Here is a 23,677-nt window from a genome sequence, read left to right as displayed (position 1 = left end):
AAAATAACGCGGCGACAACGACACCGATCTAGCGCGCGATCTCACCGTTATCAAGGTCTACGACGATCAGAAATATTGATGCACCGCAGTCGTTTTGTCGAGGTGCCTAGCCACGCCCTCGCAGTGGCGGCCTCCAAGTACCCAAGTTCCTGCCCGGACGGCCGGACCGGATGTCTGCGTCATTCTGAATCAGGCCCAGCTCCTTCGTATGGACACAGCACCTAGTCGGCCGCGCAAGTGCTGGGCTGTTCCACAGGCGCTCGGTGCAAGGTGACGTAACTCCACGACTAGCGCACGGCCAGTGACAATTTGCTGCCCACCTGCCAGGCGAGCGCCAAACGATGAAGCGGTTCAGGTACGACTTCCGGCCGCGCACAACGAAGCGCTAGCTGACCGGGGCTAAAGGTCCACGGCACCGCGTACTGCGTGCGGTCGGCCGATTCAAGTCGTCGTAAGTTGCGTCATGGGCTCTCATCAATCGATACATAACTTGCGGCCACCCGCTGGGGATTGACGGTTACAGTCTCTGGGTCTCTCGCGTATCCCTACCGACATCCAAGCCCCGGTGGTGGCAGCGTCAGCGGATCTGCGGTGTCGATGTCGGCACCTGTTGATCGAATGCTGTTGGCGGCCGGGCGCGTTGGGCGTCCCCACCAGTTGCGGCGCAGGGAGACATCGGCGGTCGTTGCCGTCACCGCTAATCCGTCGCGAGCTGTGTTCAGACAGTTCTGCCCACTGCTGCCAAGGGCTCCGCCACCGAAATCGAATGCGGAATATGTTGGTGCACCATAGTTTTCGACATTCACCGATGACGTTGACGATCCAGTTATCGCTGTACGTTCGACCCGACCGGCAATACTCCGCGGGTCGCCGACGGAGACAACGTTGATACCGTGTGCGGCCGCACCATCTACGCGGGTTCGTGCAATGTCGAAACGCATTGTCGCGGTCGATGAACGGCCGTCCCGAGGTGTGTAGGACACAATGCCGATGCCATCAGCCGCGCATCCGGCGAAGCGTGAATCGCGTACGGAGAGCGACGTCTTGGAGTGACGCCCAAAACCCGTTGCAACCAAACAGCTACCAAGATTCACCGGAACGATCGGGTTGAGAATCGCGGCCGGGAAGTGCGAGCGAGTCGCGCGAACCCGGGTCAGCGTGAGTTCGTGATGTGCGCCGTCCGGGCTCAAATTGTAGCTCTCGATCACGTCGCCCGTAACGTCGTCGAAAGTGCTATCAGTGACTGTCACCGAACTTCGGGGCGAGCCGGTGGTCGTCACGTATTCCAGACCGTTGGCCGAGAAGTTGCCGTCACCGCGCCGGAAGGTGTTGCGGTCCACGGCCACGCGCAGACGGGAGTAGTCGGCGGGGTTCAGAAATACTCCCTCGCTATCAGCCATCTTGTTGAGCGGACTGCGCGTCGGGTCGGCGATATCGACCTGGGTGTTGCCACGCAGTGTCGCGGTCAATGACGAGGTGCCCTTACTCTGCAGACCGAGAGCGAGGACGGACAACTTGGCGATACCGACATTGATGCGCGATAGGTGGTTGTTCTCTATCGTCGCGGTGATCGCACTGGAACCGAAGGTGCGGACATCGATACCGTCGCCACAAGCGGTGTCGTGAACTCGGTTGTCGCGCACACTGACCGTGCCCCGCGCACGCGTGTGATCGAGCATGATCGCTGCCCAACCATTGTTCAGCACAATATAATTGGGCAGTGGTGCGATTGCCCGACGTACCGCGATCGACGCGGGAATCTGGAACGGGCCGATGATGAAACCGTCATGACATCGAATATTGGTCTGCGACACGTCATTTCCGGTGATCGATACATCAGTTGCGTCGTGCCCGTATATCGCTGAACGGTGAGGCCGCTCGATCACGAGATTGCGGACTTCCACACCGTCGGCCAGCGTGACGGCATCACCGGAGCCGGTGGTCGTGTTCGTCAGCCGCGGCAGAGCCGACGTTGGCGATGCGCCGAGAACAGATGAGCCGCCACCGATCAGGCGCTGACCACGTTTGAGTCGTATGCCGCCATCCAGCGGTGCGGTGCGTTGAGCGGCCGGGTCAACGATCACGGTGTCACCGGGTTTCGACACTCGCTCAACGACCGCTAGAGAGTTGAATGGTGCTCGCACGGTACCGTTTCCGCCCGCGGTGGCGCCGGCCTTCACATGCCAAACGCTGGGCGCGGCGGCCGGCGTCGGTGCGCCTGCCGCGACACCGGGCAGCGCGATCATCGCTGCGAGACACAGGGCAGAACTCGACCCCACGAACGAGATGATTCTCATCGGTTCACCCGCGGCGTGGTGTTCAAGTGGATGGACATCACGGCGACGCTCGGCACTGCGATGTCAAGCCGCCCGTCGCGGTTGAAATCGGCGAGGACCGGAGTTTGAGCGAGCGGCGGACTGGACAGTTCGGTTGCCTGCCGCGGGTGGTCGGTACCATTGCCGGTGTAGATACGTAGTGGTTTGAGTACCTCGAGGACGCGACTGGCGACGAAATCCTCGCGCCCGTCACCATTGAGATCGCCAACCGCACCGGCGACCGGTCCGATACCAAGGTAGCGGTTGGTTGACGGCAGCAGGCCGGTGCTGAAGCCACCCTTACCGTCAGCGAGTGCGCCGGTCAGGCTGAAACTGAATGAGCCCAATGAGAGCATGTCGTCGAAGCCGTCATCATTGAGTTTGATCGCTGAGACGTCCTCGGGAATGAGTCCGCTGAGAAGGACTGTGCCGCTCACTGTGAATCGGCCGTGCCCGTCCCCACGCAGCGCGATGACCGTGCCGAGTGCGGAGTCTAGGACGTAGAAATCCTGATTCTCGTCTCCGTCGAGGTCGGCCAAGGTGGTAGCGCCGATCACCGTGGAGGGCATCGGACTGATCGGGCCGCCGCGGAAATGTCCCTTGCCGTCGTTAAGCAAAGTGCGCATCGAGAAGATGCCGGCGGAAACGACATCGAGGTCGTCGTCGTTGTCCACGTCGGCGAGCACCGCCTGGATCTGACCGGCGAGAAGTAGCGGGTACAGGTCAGGCCCGCGGAATGTCCCGTTTCCGCGGCCGAAGAATACGAAGATATTGAATTCGCCCGTGGCGACGATGTCCTGGTTGCCGTCGTTGTTCAGATCGCCGGCCGCGACTGACTGTGCTGACGGGGCGCCAAGAACAATGCGGGGGAGGCCAAACCGGCCCTTTCCGTCGTTGACAAAGAGATTTAGGCCGATGTCGACTCCCCAGTCGCGCGTCTCGATCAGGTCAGGAGCGCCATCGTTGGTGAAGTCGGCGGCGACCGTGTTCACCGCGGCGGGGCCTGGCCCCGCGACATCGAACGCGGGAATGATCTGCGGTGGAGCAAAGGTTGGGATGACAGATCGCGGGGTTGTTGTCGGCGCCGCGACCGCGGCGGGAACCGCGATCACGCTGGCAGCGGTAAGCGCTGACAACATCAGCGCCACGAGCGCCCCGGTCCGACCTCGGTGGATTCGTTGTCTCATAATTCTTCCTTTCGCGGCATCGCCGCGGTCACCGATACGAGCGTGTAACTGCCCAGGACGGGCAATCGCCACCACCCCTCGGAGTGGCGTACGCTTTGGTACGACACTCTAACGTGCAGGCAGTCAATGCTCAAGCTGCGGTATGAGTCTTCAGTCCACTACTGTGTTCCGGTGCCCTCCGACACCTATTTCCGGCCGACCGCTTCGATCGCTCCAATCACTGATGGCATCTTTTTCACCCGGCCCGGCCCATTGCCGCGAGGCCCCCATCGTCTGACCCGCGCGGAACTGGGGGAGATGTACCGCGAACGCTATATGATCGCTTTCACCGAATTGATTGCCGCGCATGGCTATTCGCATGTGCGCATCAGCGATATCGTCGCACATTCGGGCACCTCCAAGTCCGCGTTCTACCAATCTTTCGGATCGATCGAAGACTGCGCCCAAGCGGCTTATAACCGTTTCGTGGAAGTTCTGCTCGCAAATCTTGGCGCCACGCTGGGCAATGATGCCATCGAAAGAGGAGTTATCTCCCTTCTCACCGCATATTTGCAGACATTGCAAGAAGACGTCGTTGTCGCACGCGCGTTCCAATTGGAGTTGTACAACGACAGTCGTCAAGGGCGAGCAGAACGTCGTCTTGCCTTGGTTCGGTTCGCGGAACTCGTCAAAGCCGAGCACTTGACGATGGCGCGCGAGGATAAGACGGCGTCAACAGAGCTTCCCATAGACGCCTACCTGGGCATCATCTATGCCGTACGGCAGCTCGCTTCCGATGCCCTCGATACCGCCAAAGATCCCGACCTCGTCGGAATGATTCCTCGCATCCGCGAATGGATCACGGCTAGCCTACGTAACCCATCACATTCGTGAGACGTGGGCGAGGGCTCGTGTCTTGTGTGCTGGTGAGGTGGGTGTGACAGGCTCGTCCGGCGATCCAATGCCGAGCAGCGGGATTGGATCGGTACCTAATACCCATTCTTGTGGCCCGGCGATAGTCGGGCGCGCGTTTGGCGACTCGCGACAACGCTATGGTCGAGAATTCGACGAGTAACGCGAGTCATAGGAAGCAAGCGCGATAATGACATGCTGAAGATATAGCGGTGATCAGTGCGAGCGCAAACAATGCCGAGTGTATTCGTGCACAAAAATGACTAACTACTCTTCCAGTCGTCCCGCAACAGAAGTGGGGCGAGATAGGCCGTGGCAAAGGCTTCGACCTGCTCTTGTGTGTCGAGTGCGATGTTTGTGGTCCGAGTCAGCAGGAAAGATAGTGTTATCCGCGTATGCAATTCAGCCACGGTCCGATAATGTTGTAAACGCTCCGGCGATAGTGGGGCCCCGTCGTCGATTTCATGTCTCCAGCGCGGTATCGACAACTCGGCGACCAGCTCAAACAGTGGTCCAGCATCTCGGGTCAGTGCGGGCAGGATCGTTTCGGGCTCGGCTTCAATCATCCGATTGAGCATGGCGTTGTCACGGATTCGCTGGACTGTGAAGACCGCTGTCGTTGCGATGCGTTGCTCGATCGTTCCCTCGTAGGTAAGCGACGCGCGCGCACGATAATAGTTACGAACTTCGCCGGCGAGGACGCCATCGAGGATGTCGGATTTGGTAGGGAACTTGCGGTAGATCGTGGCACGCCCCATGCGCGCGCGAGTGGCGATGTCGTCGATGGTTGTTCGCCGCCACCCGACAGCCTCAATCTGCGCCTTCGCGGCGGCGACGATACGCAAGGTGGTCTCATCGGCCTCGTCAAACCATGCCATCAACTCGGGGACACGCCTGAGCAGGTCGTCGAAGAATGCCGACGGATGGCCTGCTTCGGGCGTGTTTGACGGAGCCATGGTCCGATGATAACTTAATGAGACGGAAAGACGAATTATGTATCGTCAGTTCCATCCCGGAAGGATTGTGGTGTGGACGTAGCGGGACCTGTGCAGTCAGTTGTTCGTTCTGATGGCTCGAATATCGATCTGGCGGTGTTCGAGTATGGCGATCGATCGAATCCGACGATGGTATTGCTTCATGGATGGCCAGACACCCATCTGCTTTGGGACGAGGTGGCCACCAAGCTCGCCGATCGGTTCCACGTAGTTACCTACGATCAACGCGGGCATGGAGAGTCGACGTCGCCACAATCGTGGCGTGACTTCAGCTTCGCTGAGTTGTGCACCGATCTGCTTGCCGTCATCAATGACACCAGCCCTGATTCGCCTGTGCACCTCGTCGGACACGACTTTGGGGCGATGTATGCGTGGGATGCGATATGCGACTCGCGCTTCGATGGTCGTGTAGCTTCATTTTCGTGTGTCGCGGGTACCAACCTCGACTTATGGGGCACATTCGCACGCGAAACCATTCGACGGCCTACGCCACGGCGTTTAGTGGGGCTGTCGAGTCAATTGGTTTGCTCCTCGTATATTTTTTCGCTGTTCGTGCCTGGGTTTCCGCGCGTTGCGTTCAATACCCTTGGCAAGCCAAAGGTATGGACTCGAGTGCTTCGGACCATTTCTGCCGTGTCACCCGGCGAGGCGGTCCTCGCCCCGTCGTTGGTCTCCGACATGAACAGCGGCGTCCGCATCTACCGAGCGAATTTGTCGAAACTCTTTCGGCCGCGTCGGCGCCACACTGCGGTACCGGTGCAGATGGTTACCGCCAAATATGATGTAGCCATTCGTCGCATTCCGCTGTCGGATGCGCCTCAATGGGCCGACACCGTGAATTTTCGTGAGGTCGCCGGAGGCCATTGGCTGCCAATGACACACTCCGAAGAGATTGCGAAGCTTGCCGTCGACTTCGCGATCGTTCACAGCAGCCCGAATTAAGGTAGGTGCTATCCCGTGCGCGAACTCAACATGGTCCGGCCAGGAAAGTTCCGGTGGCTTGAGCGGCCGGAACCGCAGTTAGTCGAGGCTGGTGATGCAATCGTCCGCCCCTTCATCGTCGGACGATGCGACGGCGATCAGATCGCGACCTCTGCGGCTCTCCTGCGAGTGGTGCGCGCAGCTCAGCGAGCTCGACTGCTCGATCCGATATTGCTGAACGCCTTCGGCCACACCCCGTACCGCCAACCCTGCGCCATTGGTCACGAATGTGTTGCCGAGATCGTTGAGGTGGGCTCGGCGGTCACCGATCTCACGGTGGGAGACAAGGTCGTCGTGCCGTATCAGGTGTCGTGCGGCTTATGCGACAACTGCCAGCGCGGATTGACCGGAAAATGCACGACGACCCGAAGTCAGCCAGATGGCAGCGAAAGAGTCTTGTCGTGGTACGGGCACGGGCATGCGACCGGCCCGTTTGGAGGCATGGCCTCCGATTTGGTCCGAGTGCCATACGCCGAACACATGCTGATCCGCGTGCCTGACCGCGTCGATCCGTTGCGCATAGCCGCGGCCTCGGACAATCTGTCGGAGGCCTGGCGCGTGACGGTGCCGCATTTACGGCATCGGCCCGGCGCTCGAGTACTTGTTGTCGGAGGCCTCGAACGTGCTGTTGGCCTGTACGCCGCTGGTATCTCCGCGACACACGGAGCCAGGGTTGACTACTGCGATTCGAGCACCCAACGTCTACAGATCGCGGAATCTTTGGGTGCCGTGCCGATACCGCGGCCCAGCCTCCTGCGCTTTCCGAAACCCTCACAGCACTATGACATCGTTGTCGATGCATCAAATTTGCAGCCCGGCATCGTGTATGCGACGCGCTCGGTGGCGCCCGGCGGAGTGTGTGTAGTTCCCAGCTACCATCTCGCGATCCGCACGGGGCTACCAATGATGCAATTGACGTTCAATGATGTCGACCTCCATGTGGGGATGAGCCACCCGGCGAGCACGCTAACCGATGTTCTCGCCTGGGTAGCTGACAACGACTTTCCCGCCGAGAAGGTGACAACCAAGGTTGCCGACTGGGAAGACGCCCCCACTGCGTACGGCACACGGACTACCAAACTGGTTCTCTACCGTTCGCCTCTCAACTGACCTGCCCACACACTCAAGGAAGAGAACCACTGATGCAAGAACTCACTCTGATGGCACCGGGGGACTTGAGGTGGCTGGATCGGCCCGAGCCTAAGCTGCTGCACGAAACCGACGCCATCGTCCGGCCTTTCGTCGCAAGTAGGTGCGACGCCGACTGGTTGGCTATGTCGTCCATGATTCGCGGTGTGTGGTTCGCTGAAAAAGTGGGTCTTCTTGATCCCATTCTCCGCGAGACGTACGGTCCGCGAATATATTCGGGCCCATGTGCGATTGGTCATGAATGCGTTGCCGAAGTCATAGAGGTAGGCAGTGCCGTCTCCAATGCAAAGGTCGGTGATTTCGTCGTAGTGCCATGGTCGGTCTCGTGCGGCTACTGCGAAATGTGCAAGCGAGGGCTGACGCTCAAATGCACGACTACCCGCCGAGAAACCGGAATTGAGCGACCGGTGGTGTGCTACGGAATGGGCGAGTACGCGGGCAGGCACGAAGGCGGTGCGTATGGAGGGATGATCAGCGATCTTTTGCGGGTACCGCACGCCGACCACATGCTCACTTGCCTGCCCCCTGGATTGGACCCGTTGCGGGTCGCTGCCGCCTCGGACAGTCTCGCTGACGGGTGGAGTCGGGTGATCCCGCATCTGAATAACCGGCCCGGAGCACGAGTCCTCGTGGTCGCTGGCCTCGCCCGTGGAATCGGACTGTATGCAGCAGGGATGGCCGCTTTTCACGGCGCGCAAGTGGACTATTGCGATTCCAGCCCGCGAAGGTTGCACATAGCGGAATCTTTGGGTGCCACGCCGATACCACGGCCCAGCCTTCTCCGCTTTCCAAAGCCCTCACAGCAGTACGACATTGTCGTTGACGCATCCAATTTGCCCGGCGGCATCCCTTTTGCGGTCCGGTCAACGGCTCCCGGCGGGATTTGTGAGGTACCCAGTTATCACACTGCCAAGTTCAGCGGTGTCCCGCTCATGCACGCGACTTTCACGGACATCACAATGCACGTCAGTACCAGCCATGTTGCGGCGGTTCTGCCTGAAGTCATCAACTGGGTCGCCGATACAGACTTCCCGGCCGAGAAGATCGCACCTGATGTGTCAGAATGGCGCGACGCACCGAAGGCTTATGGCACCACAAGCACCGCGAAACCCGTCCTCTACCGGCCGCCACTTGCCGTCAAAACCGCCCCGTAAACAGTCAGCAGTAAGCCACTGAGTTCGAGAAGTCTCCTCAGCATCGGGGTGATCCGATTCCACTTTTCTCGTTAAGCGGCTAGTCAAAGTAAGTGGCGAAAATATCGCAGAGCCGGGCTGCCCCGCCGGTATTTCCTGTCCTTCTGCGGGCGATAGCCATGATTCAATCTCACGGGACTGGCCGCTCTCGGCGATGGCCTCAATGCGGATCCCATGTCGGTTCGGATAGGTCAGTTGAGTCGATTTTTCTCGACGACAGACGTGCCGGTCTACTCGGTCCATCTGAATATTCGACGGTAAACACCAGGCGGGCTTGGTATAGGTCCACGGTGTCTGCGCTATCGCTAGCTAGACGGTGAAGGTCCTCTTACGCAAGTAGGAGGACCTTCACGCGCAGTCGAGCCAGGCTCGCCCACTCTGTTCACTACCTATGGACGAACCCTGACCGGAGGCAATGCGCGAACAGCCGCCATAGCCGGCGCGCAATAGACCGCGCTGGACATACACACGAAGTGCCCGGTTTTATCGTAGTTCCAGGCATCTCCATGCCATGACCAAGTAAGACCATCACGGGACGGAGTCATTGGACACTGTTTCGGAGTTTTACCCGCGCACGGGCCTTCAACCTTCCACGGCCCCACTGGATACGCCTGCGCAGGAGCGGCGGCGATCGTGCCTGACACAATCGCGGCACCTAAAATACCAGCGGCAACAATACGGCTTTTCATAAATGCTCTCCAAATCTTCTCTGTGAGTCGGGCTGTTCGAATAACACACACGGCGCTACACGAACTACTTATACCGCTCATGGGTGGAGACCTGCGAGCGTACGGCCGCTTGCAGCTCCAACTCCATCTCGTTTGAAACCGACCCGGCGTTACGCTAGAACATTGTTCATGACTGTGACTTGGCCAACAGATGCCACCGGGCACGAATGCTCTGCGCTACGGCAGCTGAATCGACCATGCATCTTCCTTCCTTTATTCGAGGATCGCGCCTAACCCACACTGCCGCAAAATGCCCGCCAATTGTGTCGCGAGTCACCGCCGAATCGCAATCGCCACCACGGAGAATCAGAGCAGACCCGGTGCGTTCAGATTCGGCTCGCGGCACCAAATTGACCGGCCCGCGATTGGGATGATAACGTGCTGATACGCAAAAACGCATTTAGTCTCACGGATATCGGCGCTTACTGTTTCGCTCTTCCCCGCGTTGCCGATTCTCCTAAGTCGAAACCGGATCGAGGTAGATTTCCGTGACTCACCCCCGGCAACAAGTGGGCCCCGAACAGGCAACGTCTGAGGTGACATCTGCCCGAGGGCGGTATGCCGCGCTCGGTGCGCTGTGCATGGCCCAGCTGCTCGTTGTCCTTGACAACACCATCGTCAACGTCGCGCTGCCCTCTATTGGAGCCGAACTCGCCGCCGACACCAGCGGTCTGCAATGGGTGGTTGACGCCTACACTTTGACCTTCGCTGGCCTGCTGCTTGCGTGGGGCAGTCTCGGGGACCGTTTTGGTCGACGACGTGTGATGCTCGGCGGGTTGTTCGGCGTGGGGATCGTATCGATCGCCGGCGCATTGACCCATTCCATCGATACTGTGATCGCGGTTCGAGCAGTGATGGGTCTGTTTGCCGCGGCAGTCTTTCCGGCAACACTTGCGCTGGTGGTTAACATTTTTCCCGATCGTGGCGAGCGATCGCGAGCCATAGCCGCGTGGAGTGGCGTTGGTGGCGTGGCTATCGCTCTCGGCCCAGTCTCTGGTGGCTGGCTACTCGAGCACTTTTCATGGCATTCGGTATTTTGGATCAATATACCCTTATCCTTAGTTGCAGTGATTGCTGTCGCCGTCTTTGTTCCGGAATCGAGAGCGGATACGGTAAAGAAATTTGACTATTTGGGTATCTTTTCGTCCATTATCGGCGTCAGCTTGGTGGTGTATTCGATCATCGAGGGTCCCCACTACGGGTGGTGGTCGTTTCCCACCCTCCTTACGGCTCTTGCCGGTGTATTTGCGCTATCTGTATTCGTATACTGGGAGCTAAGAACGGCGAATCCGGTTCTCAATCTGCAGCTCTTCCGAATCCGGACCTTTTCCTTGCCCGCAGCGTCTATCGCTATCGGATATTTCGCGATGTTTGGATTTCTGTTTCTGACGACGCAGTACTTTCAGGGTGTACGCGAGTTCACGCCCTTAGAGTTTGGCGTAGCGTCGCTGCCATTTGCCGGGTCAATTCTCATCGGCACCCCTATCGCGGCAGCCAGCGCTCAACGGCTTGGTCCTACACCCATTATCGTAAGCGGACTAATCCTGACCGCAATAGGCTTTTACCTCGGTGGCCAGATGGGTATTGACGGCGACTACTTGACAGACATCGTGCCTTCGATGGTTTGTTTGGGGTTTGGGATGGGGTTGGTTGCCGGGCCTGCGACCCAATCGATCATGTCGCCTCTTATTCTTGATGAGGCTGGCGCAGGGGCCGCGGTGAATGACACCACACGTGAGGTGGGCGGGACGCTGGGCGTGGCGGTCCTTGGGTCAATTCTCGCTTCGGCGTATACGACTCGGATCGACGGCGCACTCGCCGCCGTACCCCGGGGCCTCATGTCGGATCAGGAAAAGGATGTCGCGAGAGCTACTGTACTCAGTGTCGTAGACATCAAGAATCGTTCTGTTCCTGTCGGGGTCGAAACGCAACGCGACTCGTTAGTTTTTGCGATGAAGTCAGCGGCAATACATGGTTTGCACACCGCGTCGATCGTAGCGACCTGCGCGGTAATTGTCTGTGCAATAGGTGTAGCAGTCTTTATGCCTTGGAAGTTGCCCCATAAGGATGAGTTTATTGCAGCCCGCTAACACGTAAATTTCTTGGGTAGCGCACTTGGACTGATGCTACACAAGCTGTGACAGTTAGCTGCAATACCGACCTTCTTGGATGAGGAGAGCGACGTGTCAGCAATTGATGTTACCCAGGATCTTTCGCCGTTATCGCCGAACTCGAAATTTGTGCTCTGGCTCAGAAACGAAGAAGGGTACCTTGCAGCAGAGGTCGCGCAATATGTGGCAAGTGAGGTGGAATGGTGTCGGGAGGTAGGCGGCATGATTGAGGCAGCGTTGACCAAGCTGGTACGAACGCACATGCGACTATTTAGGATGGTAGCGACCGAAAACACCGGCTATAGAGAGCATCTACCCGGAATCTCGGTGGCTGTCATGCGCGTTAAAGCGGGAGTTCCAATGTCGGCGGCAATAGACGTCCTCATGGCGAGTGTTCAGTGTGTGTTTGCAGCGTGGGACAAACAGCAACGCGACAATGCTGACTCGCGGCAAGGCGCGGTGACGATGCATATGTGGGCCTACGTTGCAATAGTGGCGCACGAACTCACTGACGAGGATCGGGCGTTTCCACCGGTCGACCTCCAGCGAGCGCGGGGGCGTCTGTGTGCCGACTTGGTCGTTGGACGGCAGGTGACTGAGGACGACTTACTGCAGAGTGGGATCAACGCCACGGATATTTTGGCAGTGCTCGCCATACAAGACGCCTCGACAAGTGGCCACAAGACATACCCGGCAACATCGGTGCCATCGGCAGATCTCGAAATCCGCCGACGAACTACAGTGGTGCGACGCCACCTTGAACGATGCGTATCGACCCTGGCTACCATAGTCGGTGATATCGGGGTGTTTATATTGATGCACGATGCACATTTAGGCAGTGTCGCTCATGAATCGCACGTACTGAGAGAACAGGTCTGTCGCGCAGTGACAGCCTCGACTCGAGAGACCGGTCGGTCCATGGTTGCCGCTCTGCAAATGACGCGATTCTCCGACGTGGCTCCAGCGGCATCGTTGGCGATGCGGTTAGTCGGGCTGGCGCGGACGCTGGGCCGTCCCGCCGGCACGTACGGACTGCGGGACCTACTCTTTGAGTACCATGTGACGAGCCAGCCCGGATCTTCCAGGGAGGCGCTCGCCGGGCTGGTAGCCCCGGTCTGTGAGCAACCAAAACTGCTGGCAACGATGCGTGCTCACTTTCGATATGGAGCAGATCGACAAACCGCAGCACAAGCCCTCGGCATCCACCCGAACAGTTATGTGCATCGTTTACACAGGATCGCCGAACTGACCGGCATTAATCCAAGCAACCCACCCGACGCGCACCTCTTGGCAGCGGCCCTAATCGTCTGGGAAACCACATCATCAACAGCGGGAGTAAATGAACCGCCCCAATTAAGCTAACTGCGTCGAAAATATGAGCGCATGGTCGCTTCGACCACGCCGCGCGTCGGCTCAAGCCTCAACCCGCCCGCGTGCCCGCCAGCACCCGCAGCCCTGCAGCGCGTGTCACCGGCTGGACAGTCGACTATAGATGGCGATGCAGCAGGTAGGTCCTCTCAGCGTGATTCTGCAACACGCTAGGACGGCGATAGGAGCACGTGAACTCGTGGTCGGAAGATGCTAAACCGTCTGTTCGCATGGGCATTTGCTTCCCCAACCGTCTTTAGTCGCAGTCACTTTTCTAACTCTCGCGCTAAACGCGCAGGCTGACGCATCCGCGGAGAAATTGTGTAGTGGTAAGGCAGGTTCCTGCTTCTCAGACCATGCCGCCTCCGCTGTTAAGAAGAGAGCAGGTACCTGTAGATGGCTGGACCGTCAATTTCGATAGATAGACGGAGGGAAGGGATCAATCACCTGCGTCGCGTGGTTGGCAGATGGTGGTTGGTGGCGTCAATGACGAGGCAGTACCTTCCGGCTAGCACTATCCAGTCGCATGCCGATGGTGTTTGCCCGCTTCGTAGTCCATTTGTCTTGCAGCTCTGCTTCGGTCACTAGTCGAGCGGCAGTCCGGCTGCTTTCCACGATACGCGCGAGCGAGTCACCAACGGTCTGTTCGAATACACCGTTCATTCCGGCGCTAAACGCCTCTGCGAGCGATTCCGGTTCGGGAGGTCCGGCACTCTGAAATCCTGGCAACCCGGCGGAAGTTGCCGATACAGCATGTGGCCAAAGAATCGATCGAGGCCTATCCATGCAACGTTCGCACCCACGGGCGTACCAGCACCACGCACGCCTGCGGCCCCTGCCGGGCAGGCACCAGCGGCGGTACCGTCAGTGCCTACGACACCGATTCCGGCACACACCCGTGTACCCACACCACCACAGTCCCGGTCACGAACGCACCCTCTGGCGAGCTAACCGAGCCCTCACCAGGGGTGAAGTCCTCACCCCGACACGCCCATCAACCCCCACCGCAGTCTGGCTCATAGCCGGTGCGGCAGCTCTGGCAGTCTCGAACCCGCGGGTCCGCTCCCAGCCTTACCCGGACCAGAGCCACTCTGGCCAACACCCACACGCTCGCGCCTTCACCGGACATATCTGCTCCGATCGCTGGCGGACTCCACGACGGCAGGGCCCTAACCTCAGTACTGCCAGGCGGTGGCAGCGAAAGATTTGCCTTCGGACCATCGCAGATGGTGCTGATCAACGATCACACCAGCCCCAAGGACTACGTATTCGACGTCGATGTCCCGCCGGGCGGACATATCCGAATCAATCCTGACGGATCGGCCACGGTGGTTGCACGGGTCCCCGAGATCCCGGCGCGGTAGAACTATGCGATGAACAGTCCGTCGTCGAAACAACCGCCCGGGCGCGACCAGGCCCTCGCCCAGAAGTTCAGCGCACTCATCCGCGCCGAGGCGAAGCAGTGGGGCATCAACGTCAACGAGCTTCGACGCCAGCGCGTCATGCGACTGTTCCTGGTCACCGTCTTCTCCCACAATCCCGACGGTTGGGTGCTCAAGGGCGGCACCGGGATGATGATCCGCCTTGCCGAGGCTCGACACAGCAAGGACGTCGACCTCGCCACCGCGATGTCTCTGGAGGACGCCCTCGCCTCGCTGCGCGAGGCCCTCGACGCCTCGCGCTCACCGCTACGGTGGGAGATCACCAGCAAGAAGCGGATGACCAAGAACGACGGCCTGCAGCTGACCGTCTCCGCCTTCATCGGCACCAGCAAGCTCGACACCTTCAACATCGACCTGTCATCGACATCGCGCTACACCGGCGCGGTCGACCACGTCTCGATCGACGCGGCCGGCGGTGACGTCTTCGGCGAGCTCACTGCGGTCATCGCTCTTGCCTCGATTCCGGCACAGATCGCCGACAAGATCTGCGCGATCCACGAGCCCCACGGGGAGAACAATACGGGCACGTCTACGCGGCCTCGCGATCTGATTGATCTCCTACTCATTCAGCACGACGACCTCGTCGAGCTGAATCTGCGGCCGAGCGCAGAGAAGGTTGCTGCAGAAGCGCAGCGGCGCGGCTTCACGCTGCCGGCGGTGTTCGCCAGCATCGACGCTGGCGGCGGAGTTCCCGTTGAGCAATGGCGGCGGCAGTGGACCCGCCTCGCGAAGGACTCGCCTCTGCGCGCCGACCTCACGGACATCGAAACCGCCGTCGCCGTCGCCGCCCGCTGCTGGCGCGCGATTCTCGCCGCCCACACCGACCCGGGAGGTGCCGACGACCTGCGTTGGTCGAGCGAGCGTCAGGAGTGGACTGAGCCCTGATCGGAAGTCTCACCCGGATCGCCGTCGTCTTCGACCGACGAGGATATCTCAGAGAGCTGCGCAACAGCCCGTCCTATTTGTGCGCCTCCTGGGGCTACGCCCATGTTGTTCACCTGTCCGAGCTGAGCCGCTGCGGGACTAATGAGTGGCTGAAGATTTGCGAGGGTCTGCCGCAATTGCTCGATGAATTCCGGCGTCATCGCAGTGGCGGTAAGATTGCGTCCGAGTTCGTTGAGTTGTGCCCTCAATTCCGGAGGAATGATGTGCTCAGCTGCGATACCTCGAAAAGCCTCCGTCAGAGCAGGCGCGACAATGAGATTCTGTAACCCTGCGGCGCGCGGGATCAGCTCCGGATAGATGCGGGGTAGCGTCGCGGCCAGAACTTCGAGCGGAGCGCCGCGCGCGAGCGCCGTCGTGTTGCTGGAAACACCGACAAGCTCGAGCAACTCGTCGAGGACCTCCTGCCCGCGGCCGCGCTTGTAACCGAGCGCGGTGCCACGCTCGTCCAGCAGTGTCACCAGTTCGTCCGCTTGCACCAGGTCGCGCTGCAGAAGATCTCGCATGATCGCACCGATGTGCTCACCGTCGATTCCATCGGCGATGAGGTCAGCGACCGTGCGCAGCGCCGTCGTCACGAGCAGGCCGTCAACGACCGTCCAATCGGCTCGATCGAGACGCCGGTCGACGTGCACCCGTACATCCGGAATCGACAGCCGCATGCGCCGGCGCGCGGTGAGCGTGTGCTCATCGGCCGCGAGATCGCCCACCTCGTACATGGCTGCGGCGGAGAGGTGCGAGATGACCACCAGGGGGTCAGAACCGTCGAGCCGGTCAGCGACGAAGCGTGCGCGATCGGCGCCGATCCACGCTGCGCGGAGATCGTCCAACGGGGTCAGCGGGAACCGTACTAGGCGGTAGACCCCCTGGTGCAGGCGGTCGAGCACGCCCGTCTCGACCAGGCGGTTCACGTGCGTCGCGTTGACGCCGACCGCGGAGAGCTGCGCGGACGTCGCAACGCCCCACTGCTCGGCGGCCACGTCCGCCGTAGTCAAGCTCGCGGCCCCGAGACCGCCAACACGCTTCGTCATGGCACAAAGTTTACACCCAGATTGTAAGGTTTGCGCCACATACACGTGGCGGTTTCTCCGGCTGTCCTGGATTACTCTCAACTAGTCTTGGATCGGACAGTCGGTTGGGTCCGCCAAATCTCTTGTGCCACAAGCTAATTCATCGGCATGCAGGCGGCTTATTCATGCAAAGGTTTTTCTGACGAATGATGTTGTGCGCGAATGTAATTGAGTGTCTTAGGTGGTTGCTTGGGTGATGCGTTCGGCGAGCGCGGTCATGCGGTCGGCGAGTTCCTGGGGGGCTTCGACGCGGAACGGCATGTCAAGCGCGGCGATGTGAATCGCTAAGTGCGTGAGGCTGTTGGCGCCGGTATGTAGCGTGCAGGAGTGGTCGTCGATGGTTTCCAAGACCCCTGAGCCCTCCGGAATATGTTCTGCTGCCTGCGCGAGAGGTACTAGCAATGTGATTCGGGCCTGGTAGCGATACACCGACACAGAAGTGCCGTGTGATATGCGGCCGATAGCGTTTACCTCGCTGGCATCGCGCAAGGTGAAGCGGGGGCCATCGGGTGTCTTGGGAGAGATCCGGTCCACCCGGTAGGTGCGCCAGTCTTTTTTGTCAATGTCCCACCCGAGTAGGTACCAGCGACCGCGGGAATGCACGAGTTTGTGGGGCTCGGTGGCCCGACGGGCGCTGGTTCCGTCGTGCTTGGCGTAGTCGAACCGCAAGATGTTCTGCTGGCCAATTGTGGAGGCGAGGATGGCGAGTGCTTCCGGATCGACAGGTGTTGTGTTGCCGGGGACGCTGACGGTGGCATCGTGCAGGGTGGTAATCCGGTATCGCAACCGGGAGGGGAGGACTTGCTCGAGTTTGACCAAGGAGCTGAGCAGGCTGTCGTCGATTCCTTGCACGCCGCCGGCAGCGGCGATGCGCAAGGCCAGCGCCATCGCCACGGCTTCGTTGTCTTCGAGTAGCAACGGCGGCATGCTGTTTCCCGCCCCGAGCCGGTAGCCAGCGACGCCCGGTTCGGCCGCGATCGGGTACCCGAGCTCACGAAGCCTTTCGATATCGCGCCGGACAGTGCGTATATCGACTTCCAGACGCACGGCGAGCGCGGAGCCGCTCCAGCTTCGCGGAGCCTGCAGCATCCCGAGGAGGCGAAGCAATCGTGATGCGGTATCGGTCATACCACCAATCATTCCACTGGATTAGGACAGTTTTGGCCCTATTATGTTCGGCACTTACTGCCCGAGCGCGTTGCGCAGGTCTTCTACCCAGGCGTCTGGTTGTTCCCAGGGCCCGAAGTGCCCGCCGCGCTGATGCACGTATATTTCGCGCAGGTCCTGATAGATCTCTGCGGTGTTTTGCTTGATCGCCGCCTTGTATTCCTCGGCGGTATTGATACCGGGTGATGCTTGATCACCGAGATGGAACGTGAAGCTCGTGGGCACCGTAATCGGCGGCGTGGTGCGGTACTCCTCGGGTTCGGGGTATAAATGTGCGTTTTTGTAAATACGGATAGACGAGCCGATGCTCTGCGTTGCCCAGTAGATCGTGGCGCTGGTCAGCACATGGTCAACTGGAAAGACTTCTTCGAAAGTGGCGTTGCGGTCGCTCCAGCGCTTCCAGCGCTCCAAAATCCACGCGAGCATGCCCGCGGGTGAGTCATGAAGCCCGTGAGTCAGGGTCTGGCCGTCCAGGGTGTGGACCGCCAGATGAGGTCCCAGTGCCTCAACGAAGGCACGCAAGTCTTGCCGTAGCTCGGGGGAGGCATCGTCTGGTACAGGCCGTCCGCCGGTGATGTCCCAGTACCGGTCACCCTGCAACGCTGGCAGCGGTGATGGCATCCCTTGGTGCAATCCGGTCACAGATTCAGGGTGGCGGTGAGCCAGCTGCCCGGCGACAAGCGCGCCGTAGTCCGAGCCGCACACCGCGTACCGCTTATGTCCGAGCACCTCAGTCATGAGGGTATGGAAACGCTCCGCCATCGACACATAGTTTTCGTGTCCGTCGGCCACCGGAGTCGAAAACGCGAATCCAGGAAGAGAGGGCACTATTACCTCGAAGGCAGGTGCGGAACCGGCTCCATGAGCCGCCGGGTTGCTCAGCGGCTCGGTAACCCGTGTCCAGTCGAGGTAGGTCCAGGGCCATCCATGTAAAAGGATGAGTGGCAGTGCGTCCGATTTCTTCGCAGGAGCTCGCAGAAAATGCACGGGTGTGCCGTCTATCTCAACACGGTACTGCTCGGCGGCATTAAGCTTGCGCTCTGCAGCGCGCCAGTCAAACGCGTTCGCCCAGTGTTCCACCAAGCCCTTGAGATACCCAGTGGACAATCCGTATTTTTCATCGTCGTTGTTCAGATCCGGGGCGAACCGGGTGGCCCGCAGCCGGGTTTGGAGGTCATCGAGCACATCTTGGGAAATATCAATTGTGTAGGGGGACAGATCAGCGGCTGACATGTGCGATCTCCTTGTTTGGAATGTAACAATCCGATGATTAGGACGATATGCCCTGGTTAGGTCAGTTTGAGTCCTAGCTTTCGTCGGTGGTATCTAGGTCAAGCGAGATGTTGCAAGTGGACAGAAGCCGCCCGAGGAGGGAGAGGCCGGAGCGGTCAAGACGAACATCTGATCAGAGATGTACTGGTTACCGGGTTGACACTGCGTCGCCCACCCTTCGGAACGGAGAACGCTGCAGCTCCGAGGGCGACGACGAAGGCGGCGATGATGAAGTTCCAGGTGACTCCCCAGTTGTTGACCAGTATCCCGCCAAGGATCGCGCCGAAGAAAACCGCGAATTGAAAGATAGAAGCTACGACGCTGCCTCCGGCCTCCAGGCGGTCGGGTTCAGCGCGGGCGATCCAGGTCTGAGTGGTGGTGGGAAGTGCGCCGAATGCTGCGCCCTATAGGGAAACGGCGACCACAATCATCGCCGGTGCGTTCTTTGACCACGCAAAAAATTCGATCCCGCAGAAGAGCAGCACCGGGCACAGAGTGGTACTCAGGCGGATCGACCGGTTTTCGATCGCTCCGGTGACGGAGTTACCTGCTGCGGCAGCGAGACCGTAAATCAGGAGAAGCGGCGTGAGTGAGGGGGGCATCGAAACCTCCTGTTTCTTGTGCCGCCGACTTGATATAGGTGAACGCCGCAAAGTGTCCAGCGGCGATCAGCGCGATAGCCGCCAGTCCAGCGACAACGCGCCCTCGGCGTACCACTGCGAGCAACTGCCTGGGGCGGACTGCTGTGTGCGGCGGCAACGCCGGCAGGGCAAGCACCTGCAGCGTGAGCGCTAGGCCTGTGAGCGCGGCCGCGAGTGCGAACGCGACCCGCCACGTGGAGGTTTCGGTGATGAAAGTGCCTGCCGGGATCGCAATCACCATCGCGGTTATCACCCCGGCGTTGACCAGGGTGATCGCGCGGCCAAGATGGCGCCGGTGCACCAATTCGCCGGCCACACCTATTGCCAGGGCCCAGAAGCCGCCGATGGTCACGCCGATCACCACTCTGGCCAGTAGCACTTCCGTGTACGAGGAGGCAACTGTCACCAGAAGATTCGCGCCTATCGTGGCGATGTGAGCCCGATCATCACCAGGCGGCGATCCACTTGCTGCACGACGACCGGGGTGAGAAGTCCGGAGAACCCTGCAGCCAGGGCCGTGACCGCCACCGCCTGCCCGGCCGTGCCCTCGCTCACGGCAAAGGCGTTCGCGATTTCGGTGAGCGTGGCCGTTGGCAGAAATTCTGCGAATACGAGCGTGAACGCCGCGAAACTCATGGCGGCAACCGCGAACCACCGGTTCCCCTCGCCTGTTTGCGCTGGTGTCGAGGCGGTAGCTGCACGCTGCTTCGCCACGCTTAGCTCCTGTTAGCTGGTGGAGTTGCAAGCCGCGGGAACAGTTGTTCGGCGTTGCTGCGGTCGCTCGCGGCACGGGTGTCGTCGCTGATCGGTGCCCCGTCGTACAGATTGTTGAAGTAGTCAACTCCGCTGGCCTTGATGTAGGGCCAGTCGCTGCCGTACAGGACGTGTCCTGGGCGGGCAAATTCCAGTAGTGCTGTAAGTTGCCAGACCGCTGGTCGATAGCGCTGTGTCGAAGTAGAACGAGCGCATCTGATCAAGCATGATGTCGATATCGGCTACTTGATCGGGATGCCATGTTTCGGCTGTTTTGGCGAAGCGATACGCGGCGTAAGGCAAGAAGCCCCCGGCATGCGAGAGGATGAACGGGACATTGGGGAAGCGTGCGATGGTGCCGGTGAATGCCATGTCGAAGGCATTGCGAGTGGTTTCGGCAGGATATTCCACAACGGACGGATTGAGCCCGTGGATCAGCGGAAGGCCAGGCTCTGTGGGATGGATGAACACTGGCGTGCGGCGGTGGTCCAGTTCGGCCCACAGTGGCGCGAAGCGGGAGTCGCCGAGGTACGCGCCGGCGTAGTTGGACATGACAACCAGCCCGTCGGCGGACAGTTCATCAAGCGCATATACGGCCTCGCGCACTGCATCGTCAATGTCGTCGAGCAGCGGGACACTCGCAAAAAGACCGAAGCGGTCAGGGTAGTCGCGCACCACGGACGCCAAGTCTTCGTTGAGTTCGCGTGTCAGCTTCGGTCCGCCCCCGTCACTTTCTCCCGGGATGCCCGGGGCTGACACGGACATGATCGCGGTGGCAATGCCCCTGGTGTCCATGAATTCGAGTGTGGAATCTACAGACCATTTTGGGAGTTCACCGCCTCCTGGCATGCCGGTGAGCTGGGCCCACTGCGGGGGCAGGGCGTGGTGATGAACATCGATTCGTGCGGGCTTGGCATCGGTAGCCATGCTGAATGCTCCTTACGGCGAAGGGGAATGTTAGATCGGGTCACAAACACCGGAGCGGTGGCGTGAGCTCCGAGCACGACTAGCTGAACGGACCGGGGAGGGAGTTGCCGGCGTTTTCGTGGCACCTCCCTCCCGGTTTGATGCGGGCGCGATGTCAGCCGAGTTTTTTAACCCAGTCCAGAAGAACGTCGGTGTACCGCTCTGGCTGAGGTTCATGCATGGTGTGCGGAGCATCGAGCGAGACGTAGGTGACCTCTTGTCCGGCAACTTCTTCAATGATGTGGCGCACCTGGGCTGCTTGCAGGTCCGATAGCGCGCCCATCAGGTGCCCGGTCTCCTCGTTAATCTGCCGGAAGTGGTGGGTAAGCAGCACCGGTACCCGCACCTGTGAGATCACTGCCTCATGCTCGCAGCCTGTGTTTGCGAACCCGCTCGCCCAGGATGCCCCCCATTCGGGGTCGTATTCCTTCAGGTGCTGCGGCGGGGTCGGCGCGGCGCCGTCGCTTTCACCATCGCCAAGCATGAACCCGATACCCGGAAGCAGGTCTTCGGGCAACTCATCAGGCAATGCTTTGACCATGCCGTCCCAGTCCCCGATAGACCATTGCGGGCCAAGCCATTTGGCCCACGCGGCGAACATCGGGCCGAGGCCTTGCCAGATGCCTGGGCCGTAGGGCGGACGGATTTCCGAGGCGAATAGAGGCGGATCCTCGAGCATCACTGCCCGAACCTGGCCCGGCTTAGCGAACGCCGCGAGCCAGGCACCAATCAAGCCGCCCGATGAATTGCCTGCTATCAGTGTTTCCCGCCCGATGACCAAGTCGATGAACCGCACCACATCGTTTCCGAAGATGTCCAGGGTGTAGCGCCCCGGGGTCCACGTAGTGCGGCCTTGCCCGCGCAAATCGATCGCAAAAACCTGAAAGTGTTTGGCGAGCAACGGTATTGCGGCCTCGTATCCCCACCAGGATTCTCCCTGAGCGGGAATGAGCAGCAGTGCTGGCGACTTCTTGTTGCCTTGCACCACGTAGTTCATTCGGATCTCGCCTAGATCGACAATGTTCTCCTTGAAGTCATGGGAGACAAAGCTATCGGCCCGGTCGGCCGCTTCGGACTTAGGCATATTCTTTCCTTCTTTCTGATATGAATAGTGAAGGCGTGCAGTCAGATTGATCTGATCAGCAACGTTGCTTGGCGGTTACCAGGGGACGGGGCCTTCGGCATCTTGGTAGGTTCCGGTGCGGCCGTCGGCCGGTACCGTTGCCGCAGCGACGATTGATGCGGCTCCTTCGGCGACCGACATGGTGCCGGTGTTGCCGTTGAAATCGGTCTTGACGAAGCCGGGATCGGCCGCGTTGATCCGCAGCTTCGGAAATGCTTTGGCGTACTGCACTGTCAGCATCGCTACCGCTGTTTTGGAGGTGTTGTAGCCGATGTTGATGATGCTCGATTCGATCCGCTCCGGGTCAGTTGAGCGGGCGAATGATCCGAGGCCGCTGGCGACGTTGACGATGACGCCGTGATCGCTTTTATCGAGCAGCGGCAGGAACGCGTGGGTGACGCGCACGACGCCAAATACGTTGGTGTTGAAGGTTTCAGCGAGATCGTCACCGGTGACCTCGTCCGGCTCGTGATCGGGTCCGGCGATGCCAGCGTTATTGATCAGCACATCGATGTGGCCCTGCTCAGACTTGACCAGTTCGGCGGCTGCGCGCACGCTCGCATCCTTGGTCACGTCGATTACCAGGGGATGCGCACCGAGCTCCTTCGCGGCGCGTTCGGCATTGTCCTTATCGCGGGCCGCAAGGTAGACGGTGTGACCAGCCTCGGTCAGTTGCCGGGCGGTCTCGAACCCCAGACCCTTGTTGGCTCCGGTGATTACGGTGATAGGCATTGTGTTTCGTTCTCCATTTTCTGGTTATTAACTTGATTTGAAGGTCGTAAGCGAAGTTACCGCCCGGTTAGGGCAGTTAAAGCCCTAACTAGGACGGTTGGGGCGTGTGGGACCCGTCACTAGGGTGCGCTGTCTTGCAACCTTGCGGTCGGAACTCCATAGCGGCGTATGTCTCAGCAGATATGGTTGAGCGCCGCGGCGCATATGTAATTTCCTGAAGTCTCCAGTGGAGTGCCAACCAGGAGACCAAGGCGTCATTCCCGGGAGGTCGTCGCTATTGGCTGCGGCTGGACACAAACAACGTCGAGAGTGAAAACCTGGCTGATGCGATCCAGGTTCTGTGGTCGCCCGCAGTACGCCGAATACTCCGCGGGATATCTCGATTGCTATCAGTACCGGCATATCGAGTGACGACGAACGGGTATTCGCAGACCCAATTTCTCTGACTCCAATAGCAATTGACTTTCACTGCTGGCCAGAGTCCCGCTTCAGAGAGTTATGGGTAGATGAACTGCTTCAGATCTCCGGATGTGAATTCTCAGTGTGGATTGAGATTCTTCATCTCTCACTTCTGCCTCGACCGTCGGCAGTGGTCTAACGGTGTTGTCCACGCGGGGTGCTGAGGTCGCCACGTGTGTCGACTCGCCGGGT

General features: G+C 59.9%; 19 protein-coding genes and 2 pseudogenes. 9 read left to right on the top strand and 12 right to left on the bottom strand.

Annotation, left to right across the window (positions count from 1 at the left end; translation table 11 throughout):
• Positions 1-545: 545 nt before the first annotated feature.
• Both GOEFS_RS00415 and GOEFS_RS00410 read right to left on the bottom strand, forming a co-directional pair.
• The gene (locus tag GOEFS_RS00415) at positions 546-2,297 is read right to left on the bottom strand and encodes a hypothetical protein (RefSeq protein WP_007315879.1); all 1,752 of its coding nucleotides are present in this window, start codon (positions 2,295-2,297) and stop codon (positions 546-548) included.
• On the bottom strand, positions 2,294-3,502 hold the full coding sequence (locus tag GOEFS_RS00410; protein WP_007315878.1) for an FG-GAP repeat domain-containing protein: 1,209 nt from the start codon (positions 3,500-3,502) through the stop codon (positions 2,294-2,296). The genes GOEFS_RS00415 and GOEFS_RS00410 overlap by 4 nt, the downstream gene beginning before the upstream one ends.
• A gap of 171 nt (positions 3,503-3,673) precedes the next feature.
• Here GOEFS_RS00410 and GOEFS_RS00405 point away from each other — a divergent pair, with 171 nt between their 5' ends.
• On the top strand, positions 3,674-4,375 hold the full coding sequence (locus GOEFS_RS00405; protein WP_170323112.1) for a TetR/AcrR family transcriptional regulator: 702 nt from the start codon (positions 3,674-3,676) through the stop codon (positions 4,373-4,375).
• A gap of 281 nt (positions 4,376-4,656) precedes the next feature.
• On the opposite strand, the gene GOEFS_RS00400 is transcribed toward GOEFS_RS00405, so the two are convergent.
• Positions 4,657-5,349 carry a TetR/AcrR family transcriptional regulator gene (locus tag GOEFS_RS00400; RefSeq protein ID WP_007315876.1) on the bottom strand — a complete coding sequence of 231 codons (693 nt, stop codon included), beginning with the start codon at positions 5,347-5,349 and terminating at the stop codon, positions 4,657-4,659.
• Positions 5,350-5,517: 168 nt separating this feature from the next.
• Between GOEFS_RS00400 and GOEFS_RS00395 the strand changes: the two genes are divergently transcribed.
• From GOEFS_RS00395 to GOEFS_RS00365, 8 genes and pseudogenes are all read left to right on the top strand, one after another.
• Positions 5,518-6,330 (top strand): alpha/beta fold hydrolase, encoded by an 813-nt coding sequence (locus GOEFS_RS00395; RefSeq protein ID WP_245549736.1) that lies wholly within the window; start codon positions 5,518-5,520, stop codon positions 6,328-6,330.
• Positions 6,331-6,345: 15 nt separating this feature from the next.
• The gene (locus GOEFS_RS00390; protein WP_007315874.1) at positions 6,346-7,479 is read left to right on the top strand and encodes a zinc-dependent alcohol dehydrogenase; all 1,134 of its coding nucleotides are present in this window, start codon (positions 6,346-6,348) and stop codon (positions 7,477-7,479) included.
• 32 nt (positions 7,480-7,511) lie between these two features.
• A pseudogene (locus GOEFS_RS24000) lies at positions 7,512-7,973 on the top strand (alcohol dehydrogenase catalytic domain-containing protein); the annotation flags it as partial.
• A 12-nt stretch (positions 7,974-7,985) separates the two neighbouring features.
• Positions 7,986-8,672: an MDR/zinc-dependent alcohol dehydrogenase-like family protein gene (locus tag GOEFS_RS23995; RefSeq protein ID WP_245549737.1), complete on the top strand. Its 687-nt coding sequence runs from the start codon at positions 7,986-7,988 to the stop codon at positions 8,670-8,672.
• 1,276 nt (positions 8,673-9,948) lie between these two features.
• Positions 9,949-11,529, top strand: a complete 1,581-nt coding sequence (locus GOEFS_RS00380) for an MFS transporter (RefSeq protein ID WP_085949498.1) — start codon at positions 9,949-9,951, stop codon at positions 11,527-11,529.
• Between the two features lie 93 nt (positions 11,530-11,622).
• A complete protein-coding gene (locus GOEFS_RS00375) occupies positions 11,623-12,912 on the top strand; it encodes a PucR family transcriptional regulator (protein WP_138917822.1) in 1,290 nt (429 codons plus the stop codon).
• A 1,235-nt stretch (positions 12,913-14,147) separates the two neighbouring features.
• The gene (locus GOEFS_RS23875; RefSeq protein WP_280985267.1) at positions 14,148-14,282 is read left to right on the top strand and encodes a hypothetical protein; all 135 of its coding nucleotides are present in this window, start codon (positions 14,148-14,150) and stop codon (positions 14,280-14,282) included.
• 9 nt (positions 14,283-14,291) lie between these two features.
• Positions 14,292-15,245 (top strand): nucleotidyl transferase AbiEii/AbiGii toxin family protein, encoded by a 954-nt coding sequence (locus GOEFS_RS00365; protein WP_007315869.1) that lies wholly within the window; start codon positions 14,292-14,294, stop codon positions 15,243-15,245.
• Here GOEFS_RS00365 and GOEFS_RS22240 read toward each other — a convergent pair.
• The 9 genes and pseudogenes from GOEFS_RS22240 to GOEFS_RS00325 all read right to left on the bottom strand — a co-directional run bounded on the left by GOEFS_RS22240 (position 15,224) and on the right by GOEFS_RS00325 (position 23,026).
• Positions 15,224-16,333 (bottom strand): type IV toxin-antitoxin system AbiEi family antitoxin domain-containing protein, encoded by a 1,110-nt coding sequence (locus GOEFS_RS22240; protein ID WP_007315868.1) that lies wholly within the window; start codon positions 16,331-16,333, stop codon positions 15,224-15,226. The two genes, GOEFS_RS00365 and GOEFS_RS22240, sit on opposite strands and share 22 nt — an antisense overlap.
• A gap of 216 nt (positions 16,334-16,549) precedes the next feature.
• A complete protein-coding gene (locus tag GOEFS_RS00355) occupies positions 16,550-17,500 on the bottom strand; it encodes a helix-turn-helix transcriptional regulator (protein WP_040524133.1) in 951 nt (316 codons plus the stop codon).
• 54 nt (positions 17,501-17,554) lie between these two features.
• Positions 17,555-18,772 (bottom strand): epoxide hydrolase family protein, encoded by a 1,218-nt coding sequence (locus GOEFS_RS00350; protein ID WP_007315866.1) that lies wholly within the window; start codon positions 18,770-18,772, stop codon positions 17,555-17,557.
• A 582-nt stretch (positions 18,773-19,354) separates the two neighbouring features.
• Positions 19,355-19,858 carry an MFS transporter gene (locus GOEFS_RS23335; RefSeq protein WP_007315864.1) on the bottom strand — a complete coding sequence of 168 codons (504 nt, stop codon included), beginning with the start codon at positions 19,856-19,858 and terminating at the stop codon, positions 19,355-19,357.
• A 14-nt stretch (positions 19,859-19,872) separates the two neighbouring features.
• A complete protein-coding gene (locus GOEFS_RS23330; protein WP_007315863.1) occupies positions 19,873-20,166 on the bottom strand; it encodes a hypothetical protein in 294 nt (97 codons plus the stop codon).
• Positions 20,167-20,168: 2 nt separating this feature from the next.
• A complete protein-coding gene (locus GOEFS_RS23940) occupies positions 20,169-20,429 on the bottom strand; it encodes an amidohydrolase family protein (RefSeq protein ID WP_373278179.1) in 261 nt (86 codons plus the stop codon).
• Between the two features lie 64 nt (positions 20,430-20,493).
• Positions 20,494-21,132: pseudogene (locus GOEFS_RS00335) on the bottom strand (amidohydrolase family protein); the annotation flags it as partial.
• A 154-nt stretch (positions 21,133-21,286) separates the two neighbouring features.
• Positions 21,287-22,255 carry an alpha/beta fold hydrolase gene (locus GOEFS_RS00330; protein ID WP_007315861.1) on the bottom strand — a complete coding sequence of 323 codons (969 nt, stop codon included), beginning with the start codon at positions 22,253-22,255 and terminating at the stop codon, positions 21,287-21,289.
• Positions 22,256-22,330: 75 nt separating this feature from the next.
• Complete coding sequence (locus GOEFS_RS00325; protein WP_007315860.1) at positions 22,331-23,026, bottom strand: SDR family NAD(P)-dependent oxidoreductase; 696 nt, start codon at positions 23,024-23,026, stop codon at positions 22,331-22,333.
• Between the last annotated feature and the right edge of the window lie 651 nt (positions 23,027-23,677).

The organism is Gordonia effusa NBRC 100432 (assembly GCF_000241305.1).
Lineage (GTDB): Bacteria > Actinomycetota > Actinomycetes > Mycobacteriales > Mycobacteriaceae > Gordonia > Gordonia effusa.
Note: the sequence above shows the minus strand (reverse complement) of the source record. Positions and strands in the feature narration are given on the sequence as shown.